Here is a 17,264-nt window from a genome sequence, read left to right on the forward strand (position 1 = left end):
ACCTAAATGAATTCCTCGCTGATGGCGTAATCCGCCGGCTCGCCTTTGGGTACCTCAGTGCCGTCGGCCATGGTGCGGTCTTCCAATTCGCCGTCCGGATCCACGATGGCAATATCGAAACCAGCCTCACGGATGCGCCGGAGGCCTTCCTTTAGCATGCGCCGACCCATCCGGTTGGATCCGGTGATATGGGATAGCTCCAGCACCACCGTACCCTCGCCGAATTCGCATTCGGTCAGCTGATGCAAGATAGCCTCCGCCGCGTTGAAGTTGATAAGCCCCTGCAGGAAGATCACCGTGAGATCATCCTCGGTTTCCATCCTGCGCACGGGGTGCACACCGTAGCGTTCATCCGTGGACATCAAATGCAGCCCCATATCCTTCGAAAGCAAGGTCAAGGCATCCACCCCGCGCACGGAATTACCCTCCTTATTGAGACGTGGTGAAAACGTCGCTACCCCCAACTGCCCCGGCAGGGTGCCTAACAGGCCGCCTGATACGCCTGATTTAGCTGGAATTCCCACCTCCGCCATCCAGCGCCCAGCCCCGTCGTACATGCCCGCAGAGCTCATGACAGAAAGCGTCAGGCGGCAGACATCGGCATCGAGGATCTTCTCGCCCGTCACCGGTTGCGTACCACCATTGGCCAGGGTGGCAGACATCACGGCTAAATCACGCACCGTGACCAAAATCGAACACTGCTCCACGTAGGTGGAAACCGCATCGTGGGCCTCATCCTGTATGATGTCATAATTGCGTAGCATGTGTGCCAAAGAAAGGTTCCGATCGGAGACCTGCAGCTCAGAATCGCGCACCTTGCCATCGATGGCCAGCTCCCGGCCTGCCAGCCGCGAAAAGTAGGTGCGTAACTGTTCCACCCGCTCGGCGGGATCCGAATCTACGCCATTAATCAACTGTGTAACCGCAATAGCTCCCGCGTTGATCATTGGGTTGACGGGTCGATGGTCATCGCGGTTGAGCGAAAGCTCATTGAAGGCCTCGCCGGACGGCTCCATGCCGACGATCTCGCGCACCGCATCCAAACCAAGTTCCTGCAAAGCTAAGGCATACGCAAAAGGCTTTGACACGGACTGGAGGGTGAATTCCACCTCTGCATCACCGGCGGAGTATACGTGCCCCGTGGTGGTACACACGGCCACGCCAAGGTAGTCCGGTTCCGCCTTCGCGAGCTCAGGAATGTAGTTCGCCACTGCGCCACTGCGGTTTCCTCGCACCTGGGTCAAAATTTCCTGCAAATAAAAAGGAATGGGAGTTTTCATCGCGACCTATCATACGAAAAAAGCCCCCACGCCGCTGAACTGCTCCTCACTAGGTGGACTGAGAAATCAGTTACCTACTAACAAAGAGCAGTTCACGCTGTGGAGGTAAGGCCGGGAAAACTAGTGACGCTCAGACAGCAAGCGCTGCAGTTCCTTCAGGTCGCTCTTGCGACGGCGCGAACGGAACACGGTATAGGCGATGAGCCCGACGACAGCCGCGCCCACGCCACCGAGTACTAGCTGCACATTTCGATCCTGCAACTTTTCGGTGGCTGCATCTTTGGCATCATCGACGAGGTTTTGCGGATTGCTGCGATCCGCAATTTCATCCAGGGTGCTAGCCAGCTGGCGCCGGGTGCGTTCGATATCGCGTTGAATATCTTCAATATTGCGTGCCACGGAATTTTCCTCCTAGCTTAATTTTTGCTCTTAACTCGCCTTATCTTACCGTGCAGGGTCTCCACCGCGCAGGCCGGGGAACACGTAGAGTAGAACCCATGACTGAAACTCGTTTGAACGTAGGAGATACGGCCCCCGCTTTTTCGCTTGCCGATGCCACCGGCAACACCGTATCCCTTTCCGATTACGCGGGCCAGCGCGTGCTCGTGTACTTCTACCCGCGCGCCAACACACCCGGGTGCACGAAAGAAGCCTGCGATTTTCGCGATTCTTTGGAGAAGCTCAATGAGCTCAATATCGCGGTGGTAGGCATATCCCCCGATAAGCCCGAGACACTGGCGAAGTTCCGCGATGACCAAGAGCTAAACTTCCCACTGCTCTCCGATCCTGATAAATCCGTTATGACCGCTTATGGCGCTTTCGGGGAGAAGAAGAACTACGGCAAGGTGGTCCAGGGCGTTATCCGTTCCACTTTCCTCATAGAGCCGGATGGCACCATCGGCCAGGCCTACTATAACGTCAAGGCCACCGGGCACGTCGCGCGCGTGATGAAGGGCCTCGAGTAAGCCGGCAGAGAATATGCTCGTCCCTGCGACATCGGCTAGCGCATGCGCACGTTCGGAAGCGTGTCGAATCTTTTATCGTCGATGAAGCCACCCGCCGTGCCGAGGTTCCCGTGTGCACGCTGTATCATTTCTTTGCCAATAAATACGTGCTCATCAGCAAGCTCGAGCGGCACGATGCGGCCACCGGCCTGACCGAAATCGAGCCTGCTGCACCTCATGCCAGCACCGAAATCGCCGGATGTGTTGGACAAATTCATCGACCGCAGAACGCGAATGTGGCGCGGGGACCCCTCCCTGCGCTCCATCTGGCCGGCCATCTAGTCCACCCCCAGCGACGCGCGCCACCGCAGCCGGTACCTAAGTACGCCTCCTAGTGCCACAGGCCGAGAGTCTTCGTACGCTTTCCACCGAGCACAACGATGCGCAACACATTGAGCCAACCCGCTGCCTTATCCACACCGTGGTCTCGCTATTGGATTATGCCGTTTGGGCGGACCTAAACAAGTGCGATTCCGTGGTCAGCGAGCTAAAACGCATGCCGATGTGTTACCTTCGGGCGGTGGCTGCGGGATAATTTAGTGGACGTTTATACAAGTTATCCACAAGCAGGGGCAGCGTCCTATTGGCGCCGCGGTAGCACGCTCCTAGATTTGCAGGCATGAGCGCACTGCAGGCCTACGCTACCCACATTTCCTCGGCGATGGATATACTCGCCGAGGCGCACGGCATGCCTGAAAGCGCACTCATCGAGCTCGGCCTGCCGGATGTGGAAGCCCGCGATCTGCTCGCACTGGCGGAAGTTTATTTTGGCGCCACGTCCTTCACCCACAAGCAGCGCCTTGCCGCTGCGGGCGCGCGCCACCACGACTTGATCACGCTCAAGCTCATCGAGCGCTATGCAACTCGCGCGGCCACCCAACGCGCCGCATGGAACCTACGCGTGGAGCTGTGTCGGCTACACAGCCCGGCCTCCGAGATAGCCCGGCGCGCTAAGAAGCGCCTGCGCGAATGGCGCCCGCGCCGCCGATCACCACGCGAAGGAATACAGCTCCTGCGGCGCCCGGAAGGCCCGTGGACGATGCGCATTACTGCTCCTTCGTCTTTCCTCGCGGATCTCGATTCCGCCCTCGATCCTGAAAACCCACTCGATTCTTTCCGTGAGCTCCTCCGCGGCGAAGGCGCGCCCACGGTACAGACCACGACAAACGTGATTATCCCGCTCAACGCGCTAGACCAGATTTTAGATGGCGATGGCGACGAGGTCACACTGCGGCTGACCAACGGCTCGACCATTACCGGAGCGCAGTTAGTCGAGCGCACCTTCAGCGAACACGGTTTAGCCACGCTTATTCACCCGGTTAAGGGCCCGGTCAATTTGTATCGGACCTCGCGCTTTGCATCGGAAAAGCAGCGGCTGATGGCCGCCGCCGAAAACCCCACCTGCCCGTGGCCACCGTGCAATCACCCGGCGGATAAATCTCAGATCCACCACCTACAGGCATGGAAGCATGGTGGGATGACCAACGCCGACAACCTCACGGTGTGCTGCCCCTACCACAACGGGGTAAACCAAGACGATCCCAATGCTCCTCCCCTGCGCGGCCGCCTCGCTCGGGTAAACGGCAAGGTGCACTGGGTCCGCTAGCGCTGCCTCATCGGGGCAGCGCTAGTCGGCGTGCGCAAGCAGCTCCGCACACACCTCAGCGGGAAATTGGGCCCGGGCCATCCGGGCGAATTCGCCCCGCCCCAGCGCCCCGGCCCCCTCTGGCACACTGCCCCACAACCGGCAACCCGTGACCACCGGAAGCTCGTCCACATTCAGCCTCGTCGCCAGATCTGGCTCCCCGGGTACGCTGCCACCGATAAGGCCCATCACGTTAATGCCGCGCCGCTGCGCCTCGTGGACGGTGAGCTCGGCGGCATTGAGGCTACCGAGGCCTAGGGAAGTGACGATGAGGAGATTGGTGGCGACATCAGCAAGCGTGTAGTCATCCGCCAAACGCACCAGCAGACCGCCGGCGCCTTCCACCAACACCACGCGGTCTGGTGTATCCAATCCCGTGACCCAACCCCTAAGCTCCTCCCTAGTTGGTGGTATCATGCCCGCCCGGCGCGCCGAAAGATTCGGCGCTAACGGCTCGGGGAAACGCGCCATCTCCATGACCTCGACCCCGGCCAGGGCCCGCACCGTCGCCGCGTCGCCGCTATCGTTCGCCTCGCCGGTCTGCAAGGGCTTGGCATAGACAACTTTGTACCCACTCTGGGCTAAAGCTACGGCGATTGTCGCAGTCGCCACGGTCTTTCCCACGTCAGTATTGGTACCGGTGACGAAAATAATCATCGCTTCCCTCCCGCTGCCGCGGCGCGCACCCCGCGGCAAATCTGTGCGACCTCATCATCGGTAACAATAAATGGCGGCATGATGTAGATGAGACGGCCGAACGGACGCAGCCACACGCCCTGGTCCACCGCCGCATCTGTGGCGCCGACTATGTCCACCTCGCGTTCCATCTCCACCACGCCGATAGCGCCCAACACGCGCACGTCCGCTACGCCCGGATCCTCTTCCAGCTCGGAAAGTCCCACGCCCAGCTGTTCCTCGATGCGCTCCACCTGTCCCCGCCATGTGCCCTCCAGAATCATGGCGGTCGCCTCAGCCGATACCGCGCAGGCTAGTGGGTTAGCCATAAAAGTCGGGCCGTGCATGAGGGCGCGCGGGTTCATACCTTCGGCAACCCGGGCGGTGGCGAGCGTGGCCGCCATCGTCATGAATCCGCCGGTCATTGCCTTACCCACGCACATGATATCCGGTACCACTCCCGCCGCCTGGGTGGCAAAAAGATCCCCGGTGCGGCCAAATCCCGTGGCAATTTCATCTGCGATCAGCACGATTCCGTGACGGTCGCAAATATTGCGTGCCTCGCGCACCAGTTCATGGTCGTGGAAGCGCATGCCCCCGGCGCCTTGGACGACGGGCTCGATAACCAAGGCCGCCACCTCATCGGTAATGCAGCCCTCCAACTCACGCAGGTAGTCCGCGCGCGCCTGCTCGCTTGCCCCGCGGGTGGGCGGCGCCGGGGCGAAAATCTGCTGCGCCAGCGTGCCGGTCCACATAGAGTGCATACCGCCATCAGGATCGCATATGCTCATCGCAGCGAAGGTATCGCCATGATAGCCCGAGCGCCAGGTGAGCATCTTAGTGCGCTCTGGATGTCCGATCCCCTGCTGGTATTGCAGGGCAATCTTGATGGCGACTTCTACCGATACAGATCCCGAATCCGCATAAAAGACCTGCGCGAAGTCATAGCGCGTGAGCTTCATAAGATTAGCCGTGAGCCGGGCCGCCGGCTCGTGCGTGAGCCCGCCGAACATCACGTGGCTCATGCGGTCGATTTGCTCCTTGGCGGCGGCGGTAAGCCGCGGGTGGCTATGCCCGTGAGCAGCGGCCCACCAGGAGGACATGGCGTCGATGAGTTGAGTGCCGTCGGCGAGAGTGAGGTAAACGCCTGCGGCCGACTCGACAATGCGCGTGGGCGCGCCGGGCTCGGCGTAGGGATGCCAGATATGGTGGGCATCGATTGTCGCTATGTCGTTAGTAGAAATATCCACCAAATTAGATTTAGCATACAATCTAGCCCAGGATAGTACTTTAGTGAAAGTTATTGAACATTGTTCAATTCCCCGCTTACCCCTGGTTTTACCAGCGGTTGCGGCAAATTCTTAAGTGTGGCTTTCCCCACCGAGACCCGCGCGCGACGAGACCTTCGAGATCTCCTACCTCGGTTCTAGCTCAGCAACAATGCCGACGAGCGCTTCAACCCGATGCTCACCGGGTAACTGGCCAAGGAAGTAGGGCTACCATGCCGACTTCTTCGCCGCGGCGGGGCTTTTCCCCAACATGCTGCGGTCCCCGCACAGGTCACCGCGGACGAGCGGCACCGCATCCCGGATTGCACTTAACTCATTGCCTGCTCAACGGCCTACCAGGCCCTGCAACCGCAAATCTATGGCGTTCTTAGTAATAGCGGGCACCATCTTTTAGTGTCATTCGGAGAGCTCTTCATCGGCCCAGTAAGCATGGACGTATGCCCCTCCCACGCACCGCAGGTCTACGGTCCCTGCTTTTCCGCGCGGTACTTTCTCACCGTGGCCACCGACCCTTGCTAGGCGGATCGATGATCAGCTTCACGATCCAACCTCGGAGCCCGCCGAAACGACCTACCTCATCGTTATGGATAGCGTCCCCGTTATCTTCGGGCCATTCCTCCCGCGGCCCAGGTAGGCCCCTATCGCCCGGCTGATTCATCCAGGGCGCGGTCTGCCATGAGCACGTCGCGCATGCCGCTGAATAGATCACCCATCCCCTGCGGGTTGGACGGCATATAGAGCACGGAAGCTTGGCCGTTATTCGAGACATCGACCATCGCATCGAGGTACTGCGATACCAACATCAGGACCTCGGGGGATTCCTGCACCCCGGCATCGCGCAGGAGCTCATACTGCTGGGCGATGCCCTCAACAATCTCCTTGCGCTGCTCCGCGACACCCCTACCCTGCAGTTTCTTTGCCTCCGCGGCCCCTTCAGCTTCCTTAACTACACGGATCTTTTCCGCCTCCGCCTGGGCGATGGCCGCCTCGCGCTCGCGCTGCGCCGCGTTAATGGAATTCATAGACTCGCGCACACGGGAATCCGGGCGGATATCGGTCACCAGCGTGTTGACGAAGTTCCAGCCGTATTCGGCCATATTGTCCCGCAGCGAGGTCGCCACGTTCTGCGCGATGGTGTCCTTGGAAGAAAATGATTCATCCAAACCCATATTTGCCACCGACGAACGCACATTATCTTGCACGTAGGCTACAATCTGCTGCTCGTGATTGGATAGCATATAAAAGGCCTCGCGCTCGCGGCCTTGCACCACCTCGTACTGCACCGCGACCGGAATTTGGACGAAGACATTGTCCTTCGTCTTGGTTTCTACCATCACGTCCAACTGACGCACCTGCAACGAAATCTTATCGCGCACTCGGTCAATCCAAGGCAACTTCAAGTGGAACCCAGCGTGCGCGACCGTCTGGAATTTACCCAAACGCTCCACAATTGCCGCCTCACGGGTGCGCACTATGTAGTACCCATCAAATAAGGTACAAAGAACCAGTAAGATAACGATGCCGATGATGATCAAACTAAACATTCCCTCTCCCTAACTACGGGTGCGAGTTTTATTCTCGCATAGGCACGGAGATGTTCGCTAGTGGTCATCAATAAGCGCAAAGAGCTTGCCCATCACCTCCGCGCCGTTCTCGCCGATGCCATTGTGCTGGTACTCATTCGTCACCCACGGGCGCAGATCGCCTAAGTGGGCGGTCGTGGCCAAGGATTCCTCTAGGGGCACGAATATATCGTCGAAGTAGATGGCTGCGGCGGTGGTAGTGGGGACATCGGCAAGCGCGTAAGGGGCAGAAAATTCCCGCTCCGCCAGGCCGTGCGCGCCCTCCTTGAAGGCCTGCAGCGCCGGATCCTCGTCGAACTGCCAAGGGAAAATATGCTCGCCAGTAAGCCAGGTTCCGGACTCGGCAAACTCCGGGAATTCCTCCCGTACGCGGTGCGCCGACCACTGCGTCGCCGCCTGCCCGCCGCTGCCGGCATAAATGGACTCATGGATCGCCGCGTACAGTGGGGCCTCTGCAAAGCTCACGCACTCGCCGATACTCCATAGGAAATCATCCCGCAGCACCTTCTCTCCTCGCACGGTGCGGAAGGGCTCTTCCAGGAGGTATGCCAGGTCTTCGAAGCCCGTGCCCCGGCCCAAATTGGCGCCGATGGTGCGAAAGCGCAGCGAGGATAACCGCTCACCGGTGTGCAGGCGTTCGTCGGAATTATCCAGGTGGGAAATGATTTCTTCGATGCGGCGTTGCGCCCAAGGGAACTCGTGGTAAAAGCGCTTTTGACGGGATTTAAGCTTGCTGAAAGTCGCGCGGTAGAGGCTATCCGCGCCCTGCAACGTGGGGATGCCGCCGGTAAAAAACGCATGCTTGACGGATTCGGGAGCCTGAGACAGGTACGCAGTAATGCAAAAACCGCCAAAAGACTGGCCAAACAGGGACCACGTGCCGAGCCCCAGGTGTTCGCGCAGGCGCTCTGCATCGCGCACGATATTGTCCTGGCGCAGCAAAGCCAGGTGTTCCGCGCTGCGCTCTCCTGCAGGGCTTAGCCTATCGATGCGATGGGAGCGGCCCGTCCCGCGCTGATCGAGGAGGAAAACGCGGTAGCGCTCGAGCGCCTTGCCAATAAGCCCCGTCGGTTTCACCGGCCGCGGAGCCGGAAAACCAGGCCCACCCTGCAGGTACAGCAGCGCCGGCAGCTCCTCGCCACCCTGCGGAATGATTTCGCGGGCATAAAGATCAAAAGTCCCGCGCGGATTGTCATAATCCCACGGGACTTCAAGGGTATGTTCAATAATGTCGTGGCCAAAGCGGCGGTAGTGAGTCATGCCGACCCACGTTAGTAGACCTCCAGGCCTTTCGCGCGGAAAACGTCGCGGACTTTTTCCACGTCTTCCGGCCTCGGAGGCTTAGTATCTGCCAAGTGGTAGGTCATATCGAGCCCCTCCCACTTGTCCTTGCCCATATTGTGGAAGGGCAAGACCTCTACGCGCTCCACATTGGACTTCCACCGCTCCACAATGGAGGCGACGTTTTCAACGTTCTCGGCCGAATCTGTCAGCCCCGGCACAAGGACGAAGCGAATCCACACCGGCTTGCCTATCCTGTTGAGACGGTCACCAAAATCGAGCGTGGGCTGCAGCTGACGCCGGGTGACGCGCTGATAGGTTTCCTCATCGCCCGACTTCACATCCATCAGCACCAGGTCGATATTGTCAAGGTCCTCATCGCGCAGGCGCGAGCCTAGAAAGCCAGAGGTATCGATGGTGGTGTGGATGCCGGCGTCGTGGACTTCCTTAAGGACACGGCGGGTGAAGGCAATCTGGAACAGGGGTTCGCCGCCAGAGATGGTCAGGCCGCCACCGGAGGCTCGGAAGATGGGCTTATAGCGCTTGATGCGCGTAACCACATCGTCTACCCGTTCCAAAGTGCCGGTCTTCATCTCCATCGTGTCCGGATTGTGGCAATACTGGCAGCGCAGGGGGCAACCGGACATGAACATGGTCATGCGGGTCCCCGGGCCGTCGACGGCGGTTACCAGCTCCCAGGAATGCACGAGGGCGATATCGCCAGTGCGGCGCGCCTCCATGAGTTCGGGGCGGGTAATCTCATCGAGTGCGTGGTCGACCCCAAGGCCCGCGGCGACGCCGCGAACACGCTCGCCGGATTCCGGCGACAGGGTAACCACACCAGTAATGCCATCAGCCATGATTATGAACCCTGGTGGAAGGTGCGGGAGATAACGTCAAGCTGCTGTTCCTTGGTGAGCTTGACGAAGTTAACCGCGTAGCCAGAGACACGAACGGTAAGGTTCGGGTACTTCTCCGGGTGCTCGACGGCATCTTCCAGCGTGGACTTGTCCAGCACGTTGATATTGGCGTGGTACAGACCAGAATTCATCTTGTGATCGTCGCGGCTGGCCTTCATATCTGAAAGGCGTTCTGCAAAGGTTGGGGTTGCCATGATGGTTCTCCTTTTCGGGGTTGTTATTGTTCCATGATGAAGCCGGCATCCAGCACGCCCACCAAGTTGGTGATGCGCTCTTCTGGGGTGCGACCCAATCCGGACGGGGTGATGGTATTGGTCAGTGAGATGCCATCCAGGGCATCCTTGTAATCCAGCTTGCCCACCGACAGCATGGAAGCGACCATGCCGTGATTATCCGCGCCGTTTTCGGGGTTAGCACCTGGGGAGAAGGGAGTGCCGGCCTTGTGGCCTGACGGGAAGGAACCGGTTGCCTTGCCGTAGACCACGTTTGAGGTAATTGTCAGCACAGATTGGGTGGGGATGGCGTTTCGGTACATCGGGATGGCCTTAATCTTTGCCATCACGGTGTGCACGATCGTGGCGGCGATGTCATCGGCGCGGTCGTCGTCGTTGCCGTAGAACGGGAACTCGCCCTCAGTGATGTAGTCCGTAATCAGGCCGGTCTCATCGCGGACCGGGGTGACCTTGGCGTACTTGATGGCAGATAGCGAATCGGCGACGATGGAAAGTCCCGCAATGCCGCAGCCCATGGAGCGGATGATATTGGAATCATGCAGTGCCATTTCCACGGCCTCGTAGGCGTACTTATCGTGCGAGTAGTGGATGATGTTCAGGGCCTCGACGTAAGTGCCAACCACCCAATCCAGCATCTCCTCGTACTTTTGCCAAACCTCGTCGAAATCCAACGGGCCATCGCCCTGAATCGGCTCATAGCCTTCGACGATTTGCTTGCCGGAGACCTCGTCCCGGCCACCGTTCATGGCGTAGAGAAGGGCCTTGGCGGCATTGACGCGAGCACCGAAGAACTGCATCTGCTTGCCCACTTCCATCGGGGAAACGCAGCAGGCAATCGCAGCGTCATCGCCCCATTCATCGCGAATCTGACGGTCCGACTCGTACTGGATGGAGGAGGTTTCGATCGAGATGTGCGCGCAGAATTCTTTGTAGCCTGCGGGCAGCTCCGGATCCCAAAAAATGGTGATATTCGGCTCCGGTGATGGCCCCAGGTTAACGAGAGTCTGCAGAAGGCGGAAGGAGGTCTTGGTAACCATGTGGCGGCCATCGCTACCGAAGCCTGCATCGGACCAGGTAGCCCAATACGGGTCGCCGGAGAAGATCTGGTCATAGTCGATGGTGCGCAAGAAGCGGACGATACGCAGTTTGAGCACAAGCGCATCGATAATTTCCTGTGCCTGCTCCTCGGTGATGAGGCCAGCGGCCAGGTCGCGCTCAAAGTAGCAGTCGAAGAACGCGGACAAGCGTCCGATGGACATGGCGGCGCCGTCCTGGGACTTGATGGAGGCGAGGTAGCCGAAGTAAGTCCACTGCACAGCCTCGTGCGCGGTGCGCGCCGGCTCAGAGATATCGAAACCGTAGGACTCGGCCATTGTCTTGAGCTTTTTCAGGGCCTTAATCTGCTCGGAGTGCTCCTCGCGGTAGCGGGCCCAGTGCTCGGAAAAGCCGGCATCAGCAATAGCATCGCGGGCCTCAATCTTTTCCTGGATGAGGAAGTCCACGCCGTACAATGCCACACGGCGGTAATCACCGATGATGCGGCCGCGACCATAGGCATCGGGCAGGCCCGTGATGATGTGTGATGATCGAGCGGCGCGGATGCGCGGGGTGTACATATCGAAGACCGCGTCATTGTGGGTCTTGCGGTAGCGGGTGAAAATCTTCTCCACCTCAGGGTCTACCTCTTTACCCGCCTCACCAATAGCCTGCTTGACCATGCGCCAGCCGCCGAATGGCATCATTGCGCGCTTGAGCGGCGTATCGGTTTGCAGACCGACGATGACGTCATCGTCTTCAGAGATGTAACCGGCCGGGAAGGCATCGATATCGGTAGGGGTGTGCGTATCGACGTCGTAGACCCGCTTTTCGCGCTCAACCGACAGGTAGTTCTTTTCTAGGGTGTCCCACACGCGCAGAGTCTTATCGGTAGGCCCTGCGAGGAAGCTGGAATCGCCGTCATAAGGTGTGTAGTTGCGCTGGATGAAATCCCGGACGTTGATACCCTCGGTCCAAGGGCCGGGGGCGAAACCTTCCCACCCTTGATACTGCTGGGGCTTCGTTGCGGTAGTCATAATTCCCTTCTTTTGGGTCAAATTTCCCGGGGCACATGCCGCCTTTTTAGCCCGCAGCATCAAGCCCCGTCACCTCCCCATTGTTGCTTCGATTCGCGAGATTAACAAACGCAAACATCCCCTTGAGCACTAGTTATAAACCGGTCATCATGCTTTGCTGGTTACCCGATTCATATAAACCACCCGTACGTTTTTATTCGGGGGCAATCTAGCCCCGTTCGTGGCTTTGCTCACGTGCACTTTGGCGCAACCTGTGTCTGCCTCTACTGTTAATGCGGTCAGCTTCGCTTCCGTACCAAGGAGGACTTCGTGGCGCCCCGGCCCAAGCACCCCGTCGACATCGTTCCCCCCACGCCGAAACTTGCCGCCCTTGGGCTGCAACACGTCCTCGCGTTTTACGCGGGGGCGGTCATCGTTCCACTGCTTATCGCCAGCTCGTTGAACCTTGATTCAGAAACGACCATCCATCTCATCAATGCCGACCTATTAACCTGCGGCATAGCGACGATTATTCAATCGGTGGGCATCGGCAAGCATATTGGCGTACGCCTACCCATCGTGCAGGGCGTGACCACGACGGCTGTCTCGCCCATCATCGCGATTGGCCTGGGTGCCACCGATGGCGAGGGCGGGGTTGCATCGCTGCCCGCGATTTACGGTGCCATCATCGTCGCAGGCCTGTTTACTTTTTTCGCCGCACCGGTTTTTGGCAAGGTGCTGCGCTTCTTCCCGCCGGTGGTCACCGGTTCGGTGCTGCTGGTCATGGGCACCTCGCTGCTAGCGGTTTCAGCTAATGACTTTGTCAATTATGCGGAGGGCGTGCCGGCCACACGGGATTTGCTTTATGGCTTTGGCACACTAGCAGTCATCATTCTCGTGCAGCGTTTTTCCTCCGGCTTCATGGGCACGTTGGCGGTGCTCATCGGCTTGGTTCTTGGCACGGGCGTAGCGCTCGCGCTTGGCGATGCCTCCTTTAACGAAGTCTCTACGTCCCCTGCCCTCGGCATTACCACGCCGTTTTATTTCGGCATGCCGCAATTCGACCTCGTGGCAATCTTCTCGCTGATTATCGTCATGATTATCACCATGGTCGAAACCACCGGTGATGTGTTTGCCACAGGAGAGATAGTCAAAAAGCGCATCCGCCGCGCTGACGTAGTACGCGCCATCCGCGCCGATGGTGTATCCACCCTAATAGGCGGCGTGATGAATTCTTTCCCCTATACCTGCTTTGCGCAAAACGTTGGCCTGGTGCGCCTGACCAACGTGAAATCGCGCTGGGTGGCCGTAGCGGCCGCGGGATTCATGATTGTGCTGGGCCTTTTGCCAAAGGCCGGTGCGGTCGTAGCCGCGATTCCATCGCCGGTACTTGGCGGCGCTTCGCTGGCGCTTTTTGCCAATGTGGCGTGGGTGGGTCTGCAGACCATCGCAAAATCGGATCTCAGCGATGGGCGCAACTCCGTTATTGTCACCTCCGCCCTGGGTCTAGCCATGCTAGTGACCTTCAAGCCGGAGGTGGCCGCTGCCTTCCCGGAGTGGGCGCGAACCTTTGTCTCTTCTGGCATGTCCATCGGCGGGATTACCGCCATTTTGCTCAACCTGGTGTTCTTCCACACCGGCAGCGCGGGCGCACAGGTCTCACGCGTTGCAGGTAAGGGTGTGAGCCTGGACGAGCTCAACAAGGCCTCGCGCGAGGAGTTCACCGCCGCGCTGCGCCCGCTATTTAATAATGAAACCTGGCCACTCGAGCTAGCCTGGCAGTCCCGCCCATTTAGCGATGTCAACGAACTGCGCGCCGCCATCCAAGTTGCAGTGCTGACCGCGGATTCTGAACGCCGCGATGCGCTCATCCACGACTACCCAGCCATGGATGAGCTGCTGCTTGCTGACGCCGACGAGGCCGCCACCATCTCCGCCGACCGCGGCTCCCTGGGGCTGACTGACTTGGATGATGTACAAACCGAGCGAATCACCGAGCTTTCTGCCGCCTACCGCGAGCGCTTCGGCATGCCGTTTGTGGCTTATTTGGATACCAATGACACCGTCGACCGCGTCATTGATGCCGGCGTGCGCCGCCTAGCCAACTCCCCGGAACAAGAATACCGCACCGCGCTGAGCGAAATCGTCGAGATCGCCAATGACCGCTTCGATATTTTGTTGGCAGATGCAAATCCGGTCCGCTCCTCGTGGGACCGCAAGTTCACCGAGGTGGACTAGCTAGCGAAAGGAAAAATCCACCTCGGCCTCTGGGTCCACGCCGGAGATAATTACGGTGTAGAACTGCTTGGCTTGGGATTGGAGGATATCGCGATTATCCGCGAAGTCCTCTTTCTTTTTGTCCTCGTTGAGGATTTTGGTGCTAGTTTCCGCCGTATCGATATCCGGGGTAATCCAGCTCAGCGCGCCATTATCTTTCACCGCAGTTTCGAAGTTCTCATCCGAATGTCCGATGAAAATAAATTCCGGGATCTGCACGCGGAAGTGGTGCGGGGATTCTTCTTTCCACCTGGACCTGCGATCCCTCGATACCCAGCTTCGCGCGGTAGGAGTATTTGATGTACTGGGTGCGCTGGCTGCCTGGGACTTGCCAATTCCACAGCTTACTATTAGCGGATTTCTCCGAGAGCCCCTCCATCCCCAGCGAGACGAGCACCACCTGTTCCTCCCGTTCTACGGCCTTGATGACCTTGGTATTGCTCGATTCTGTCTCCACGTCCACCGGATTTTTTACCTGCCAGACCACCACCGCGGTGGCAGCCACGGCGGCTATAAGGATGACGGTGATAAGGGCAAAAAGGGTGGAAAGCCGCTTTTTCATGATGACCATCATAGGGCGGATATGAAGTGGGGGTACGCGAAAGCGCCGCCGGCCACGAGGGCCGACGGCGCCGATTGTGCGCCCGGTGAGACTTGAACTCACACGTCCTAAGACACTAGAACCTAAATCTAGCGCGTCTGCCAATTCCGCCACGGGCGCGGGGAACTTACCATAGTGTACACGGCGCACGAATAAACAAGAAACCAGGGGGTGTTCTGTTTTTCGGTGCCGGGTGGGTAGGGTGGAACTCGTGAGCACTCATGAGGAACAGAAGAACAGGCGCGTACAGGTGCGATGGTGGCACATCCTCCTGATCGTGTTTTTCGTCGTGCTCTTCCTATTCCTGGCCTACTGGCAGTGGACGCGCTTCCGCTCCGGCTCGGGAACCTTCCAAAACCTAGGGTACGCTTTTCAGTGGCCGCTGTTTGCCGTGTTCGTGGTCTATGCTTATCGCACCACCCTGCGCTATGAAAACGAGCGCCTCGCCGCAGAAAGCGAGGCCCGCGAGATGGATTCGCTACAGAACCGAGGACACGCTTCTGAAAATGTCGGAACAACGGCCGGCGCAGAGTATGGTTCGTCCGTTGGCTCTAAGGTGGGGGGTTCAGCGGGTGGCGATCCAACGAAGAAAACCGCTATCGATGAGGATTTCTTGCCGCGCCGCCCGCAGCTTAATGTAGAAGAGTTTAATGCGTTGAATAGGCCACGGCGCCGCCGCGGTTCCCCCGCAGAGGGGTGCAACGAAGTCCCAAAAAAATAAAGGAGAAAGCAAATCATGACCAACCAGGTACACCCGGACCGCAAGGCGCGTATCCGCGGACCGCTGAAATTCTTTTCCGTCGCGGCAACGGTGACCGGTATTTTCCTCATCATCCTGGTCATCCGCATGTTCTTCCAGTACATCATGGGCACGGAGATTCCCGAATGGGCGACCTATATCGCGATCGTGCACGGCATCGCCTACATGGCCTACCTGCTCTCTATCCTGATTTTAGGCCCGCGCGCGCTGTGGCCAGCCAGCAAGCTGATTATTACAGCGCTCGCCGGCGTGGTGCCTTTCTTATCTTTCTGGATGGAGCACAAGCGCCGCAAGGAAACCGAGGAACAATTCCAGCTCAACGCTTAATTATCCGGCCATCTCCGCGATGACCGGTACCAACTGGGAAAGGGCGCGGCCGCGATGCGAGACCGCGTTCTTTTCTTCTGGCAACATTTCGGCCGCGGAGCGGGACTCGCCTTTTGGCTGGAAGAGTGGGTCATAACCAAAGCCGTTTTCCCCGCGCGGCTCGCGCAGGAAGTGGCCTTCCCACCGTCCTTCGGCCACATGCTCGGCGCCGTCTGGGGTAACAAGGGCGCACACGGAAACGAATGCGGCAGAGCGCCGTTCGTCCGGCACATCGGCCATTTGTGCCAAGAGCAGGTCATTATTGGCCTGGTCATTGCCGTGGTCACCGGACCAGCGGGCGGACAGCACACCGGGCATGCCGTTGAGCTCCTCGACGGCCAGCCCGGAGTCATCCGCGATCGTCACCAAACCCGTAGCGACGGCGCCGGCGCGAGCCTTAATGAGCGCGTTATCGGCAAAGGTACGGCCATCTTCGACGGGTTCTGGGTAGGGATCGACCTCGGAAAGCAGGCGCAGATCCACGCCCTCAATGCCAGCCTCAGACAGGATGCGATCGAGCTCAGCTAGCTTCTTCGGATTGCCGGATGCAACGAGAATTACCATCCCAGCGCTGCTTTCTGCGCCGCGATGAGCTCGCTGCAGCCCTTTTGGGCCACATCTAACATGCCGTTGAGCTGCTCGCGGCCGAAGAGGCCGTGCTCGCCGGTGCCCTGGATTTCTACGAAGTCGCCGGATTCTTGCATCACCACGTTGAGGTCAACCTCGGCGCGGGAGTCTTCCTCATAGGGCAGGTCGAGGCAGATTTCACCGTCGATAATCCCCACCGAAACCGCGGCGATGGGATCCAGCAGCGGCTCACCGGGAACGACGCCTTTGGACTTGAGGTGGGCGATGGCATCGGCAAGCGCAACGTAGGCGCCGGTGATTGAGGCGGTGCGGGTGCCGCCATCGGCCTGCAGCACGTCGCAATCGAGCTGGATGGTGTTTTCTCCAAGCTCCTCCAAATCCACGGCGGCGCGCAGGGAGCGGCCGACCAGGCGGGAAATCTCGTGGGTACGGCCCTTGACCTTGCCGCGCATGGACTCGCGCGGCATGCGGTCGTGGGTGGCGGAGGGCAGCATGGCATACTCGGCGGTCAGCCAACCCTCGCCGGAATCGCGCTTGAAACGCGGCACCCCGAGTTCGACGGAGGCGGTGCACATCACGCGAGTATTGCCAAATTCCACCAAAACGGATCCAGCCGGGTTGGTGGTGAAATTGCGGGTAATGCGGACGCTGCGCATCTGGTCAAGCGCGCGCCCATCGGCACGAGTAAATTCAGTCATACCCTCCAGCGTA

The 17,264-nt window shown here is 59.2% G+C and carries 20 protein-coding genes and 1 tRNA gene; 6 read left to right on the forward strand and 15 right to left on the reverse strand.

What is annotated here, in order from left to right; genetic code table 11:
- Window positions 1–2: 2 nt before the first annotated feature.
- Window positions 3–1,280, reverse strand: a complete 1,278-nt coding sequence (locus tag D9V82_RS00810; protein ID WP_121910512.1) for a glutaminase — start codon at window positions 1,278–1,280, stop codon at window positions 3–5.
- A gap of 120 nt (window positions 1,281–1,400) precedes the next feature.
- Entirely contained in the window at window positions 1,401–1,679 is a 279-nt protein-coding gene (locus D9V82_RS00815; RefSeq protein ID WP_121910513.1) for a DUF3618 domain-containing protein, read from the reverse strand.
- 98 nt (window positions 1,680–1,777) lie between these two features.
- Here D9V82_RS00815 and bcp point away from each other — a divergent pair, with 98 nt between their 5' ends.
- A complete protein-coding gene (gene bcp / locus D9V82_RS00820; RefSeq protein ID WP_121910514.1) occupies window positions 1,778–2,245 on the forward strand; it encodes a thioredoxin-dependent thiol peroxidase in 468 nt (155 codons plus the stop codon).
- A 35-nt stretch (window positions 2,246–2,280) separates the two neighbouring features.
- On the opposite strand, the gene D9V82_RS12510 is transcribed toward bcp, so the two are convergent.
- The gene (locus D9V82_RS12510; protein ID WP_200441307.1) at window positions 2,281–2,502 is read right to left on the reverse strand and encodes a hypothetical protein; all 222 of its coding nucleotides are present in this window, start codon (window positions 2,500–2,502) and stop codon (window positions 2,281–2,283) included.
- 116 nt (window positions 2,503–2,618) lie between these two features.
- Here D9V82_RS12510 and D9V82_RS12515 point away from each other — a divergent pair, with 116 nt between their 5' ends.
- Together D9V82_RS12515 and D9V82_RS00830 are read left to right on the forward strand one after the other, a co-directional pair.
- The gene (locus tag D9V82_RS12515; RefSeq protein WP_234456460.1) at window positions 2,619–2,819 is read left to right on the forward strand and encodes a hypothetical protein; all 201 of its coding nucleotides are present in this window, start codon (window positions 2,619–2,621) and stop codon (window positions 2,817–2,819) included.
- An 84-nt stretch (window positions 2,820–2,903) separates the two neighbouring features.
- Window positions 2,904–3,890, forward strand: a complete 987-nt coding sequence (locus tag D9V82_RS00830; protein WP_121910515.1) for an HNH endonuclease signature motif containing protein — start codon at window positions 2,904–2,906, stop codon at window positions 3,888–3,890.
- A 21-nt stretch (window positions 3,891–3,911) separates the two neighbouring features.
- On the opposite strand, the gene bioD is transcribed toward D9V82_RS00830, so the two are convergent.
- From bioD to pflB, 7 genes are all read right to left on the reverse strand, one after another.
- Window positions 3,912–4,586, reverse strand: coding sequence for a dethiobiotin synthase (gene bioD, locus D9V82_RS00835; RefSeq protein WP_121910516.1), 675 nt, complete (start codon window positions 4,584–4,586; stop codon window positions 3,912–3,914).
- Window positions 4,583–5,848, reverse strand: coding sequence for an adenosylmethionine--8-amino-7-oxononanoate transaminase (locus D9V82_RS00840; RefSeq protein ID WP_411776405.1), 1,266 nt, complete (start codon window positions 5,846–5,848; stop codon window positions 4,583–4,585). The genes bioD and D9V82_RS00840 overlap by 4 nt, the downstream gene beginning before the upstream one ends.
- Window positions 5,849–6,531: 683 nt before the next feature.
- On the reverse strand, window positions 6,532–7,437 hold the full coding sequence (locus D9V82_RS00845; RefSeq protein WP_121910517.1) for an SPFH domain-containing protein: 906 nt from the start codon (window positions 7,435–7,437) through the stop codon (window positions 6,532–6,534).
- Between the two features lie 57 nt (window positions 7,438–7,494).
- A complete protein-coding gene (locus D9V82_RS00850; protein WP_121910518.1) occupies window positions 7,495–8,736 on the reverse strand; it encodes an alpha/beta fold hydrolase in 1,242 nt (413 codons plus the stop codon).
- Between the two features lie 11 nt (window positions 8,737–8,747).
- On the reverse strand, window positions 8,748–9,617 hold the full coding sequence (gene pflA, locus D9V82_RS00855) for a pyruvate formate-lyase-activating protein (protein WP_121910519.1): 870 nt from the start codon (window positions 9,615–9,617) through the stop codon (window positions 8,748–8,750).
- Between the two features lie 2 nt (window positions 9,618–9,619).
- Window positions 9,620–9,871, reverse strand: a complete 252-nt coding sequence (gene grcA2 / locus D9V82_RS00860) for an autonomous glycyl radical cofactor GrcA2 (RefSeq protein WP_121910520.1) — start codon at window positions 9,869–9,871, stop codon at window positions 9,620–9,622.
- 23 nt (window positions 9,872–9,894) lie between these two features.
- The gene (gene pflB / locus D9V82_RS00865; protein ID WP_121910521.1) at window positions 9,895–11,982 is read right to left on the reverse strand and encodes a formate C-acetyltransferase; all 2,088 of its coding nucleotides are present in this window, start codon (window positions 11,980–11,982) and stop codon (window positions 9,895–9,897) included.
- 309 nt (window positions 11,983–12,291) lie between these two features.
- On the opposite strand from pflB, the gene D9V82_RS00870 reads away from it, so the two are divergent.
- Window positions 12,292–14,199 (forward strand): solute carrier family 23 protein, encoded by a 1,908-nt coding sequence (locus tag D9V82_RS00870; RefSeq protein WP_121910522.1) that lies wholly within the window; start codon window positions 12,292–12,294, stop codon window positions 14,197–14,199.
- Here D9V82_RS00870 and D9V82_RS12520 read toward each other — a convergent pair whose 3' ends face one another.
- The 3 genes from D9V82_RS12520 to D9V82_RS00880 all read right to left on the reverse strand — a co-directional run bounded on the left by D9V82_RS12520 (window position 14,200) and on the right by D9V82_RS00880 (window position 14,959).
- Window positions 14,200–14,400 (reverse strand): hypothetical protein, encoded by a 201-nt coding sequence (locus D9V82_RS12520; RefSeq protein ID WP_234457668.1) that lies wholly within the window; start codon window positions 14,398–14,400, stop codon window positions 14,200–14,202.
- 16 nt (window positions 14,401–14,416) lie between these two features.
- Entirely contained in the window at window positions 14,417–14,800 is a 384-nt protein-coding gene (locus D9V82_RS12525; protein WP_234457667.1) for a hypothetical protein, read from the reverse strand.
- A gap of 77 nt (window positions 14,801–14,877) precedes the next feature.
- Window positions 14,878–14,959, reverse strand: a tRNA-Leu gene (locus tag D9V82_RS00880).
- 91 nt (window positions 14,960–15,050) lie between these two features.
- Here D9V82_RS00880 and D9V82_RS00885 point away from each other — a divergent pair.
- Window positions 15,051–15,560 carry a hypothetical protein gene (locus tag D9V82_RS00885; RefSeq protein WP_121910523.1) on the forward strand — a complete coding sequence of 170 codons (510 nt, stop codon included), beginning with the start codon at window positions 15,051–15,053 and terminating at the stop codon, window positions 15,558–15,560.
- 15 nt (window positions 15,561–15,575) lie between these two features.
- The gene (locus D9V82_RS00890) at window positions 15,576–15,926 is read left to right on the forward strand and encodes a DUF3817 domain-containing protein (protein ID WP_121910524.1); all 351 of its coding nucleotides are present in this window, start codon (window positions 15,576–15,578) and stop codon (window positions 15,924–15,926) included.
- Here D9V82_RS00890 and rdgB read toward each other — a convergent pair whose 3' ends face one another.
- Together rdgB and rph are read right to left on the reverse strand one after the other, a co-directional pair.
- Window positions 15,927–16,529, reverse strand: coding sequence for an RdgB/HAM1 family non-canonical purine NTP pyrophosphatase (gene rdgB, locus D9V82_RS00895; RefSeq protein ID WP_121910525.1), 603 nt, complete (start codon window positions 16,527–16,529; stop codon window positions 15,927–15,929). It lies immediately after the preceding gene.
- Window positions 16,523–17,251 (reverse strand): ribonuclease PH, encoded by a 729-nt coding sequence (rph, locus tag D9V82_RS00900; RefSeq protein WP_121910526.1) that lies wholly within the window; start codon window positions 17,249–17,251, stop codon window positions 16,523–16,525. Before rph ends, rdgB begins: the two co-directional genes overlap by 7 nt.
- Window positions 17,252–17,264: the final 13 nt, after the last annotated feature.

This window comes from Corynebacterium macginleyi (genome assembly GCF_003688935.1).
In the GTDB taxonomy this organism is placed as follows: domain Bacteria; phylum Actinomycetota; class Actinomycetes; order Mycobacteriales; family Mycobacteriaceae; genus Corynebacterium; species Corynebacterium macginleyi.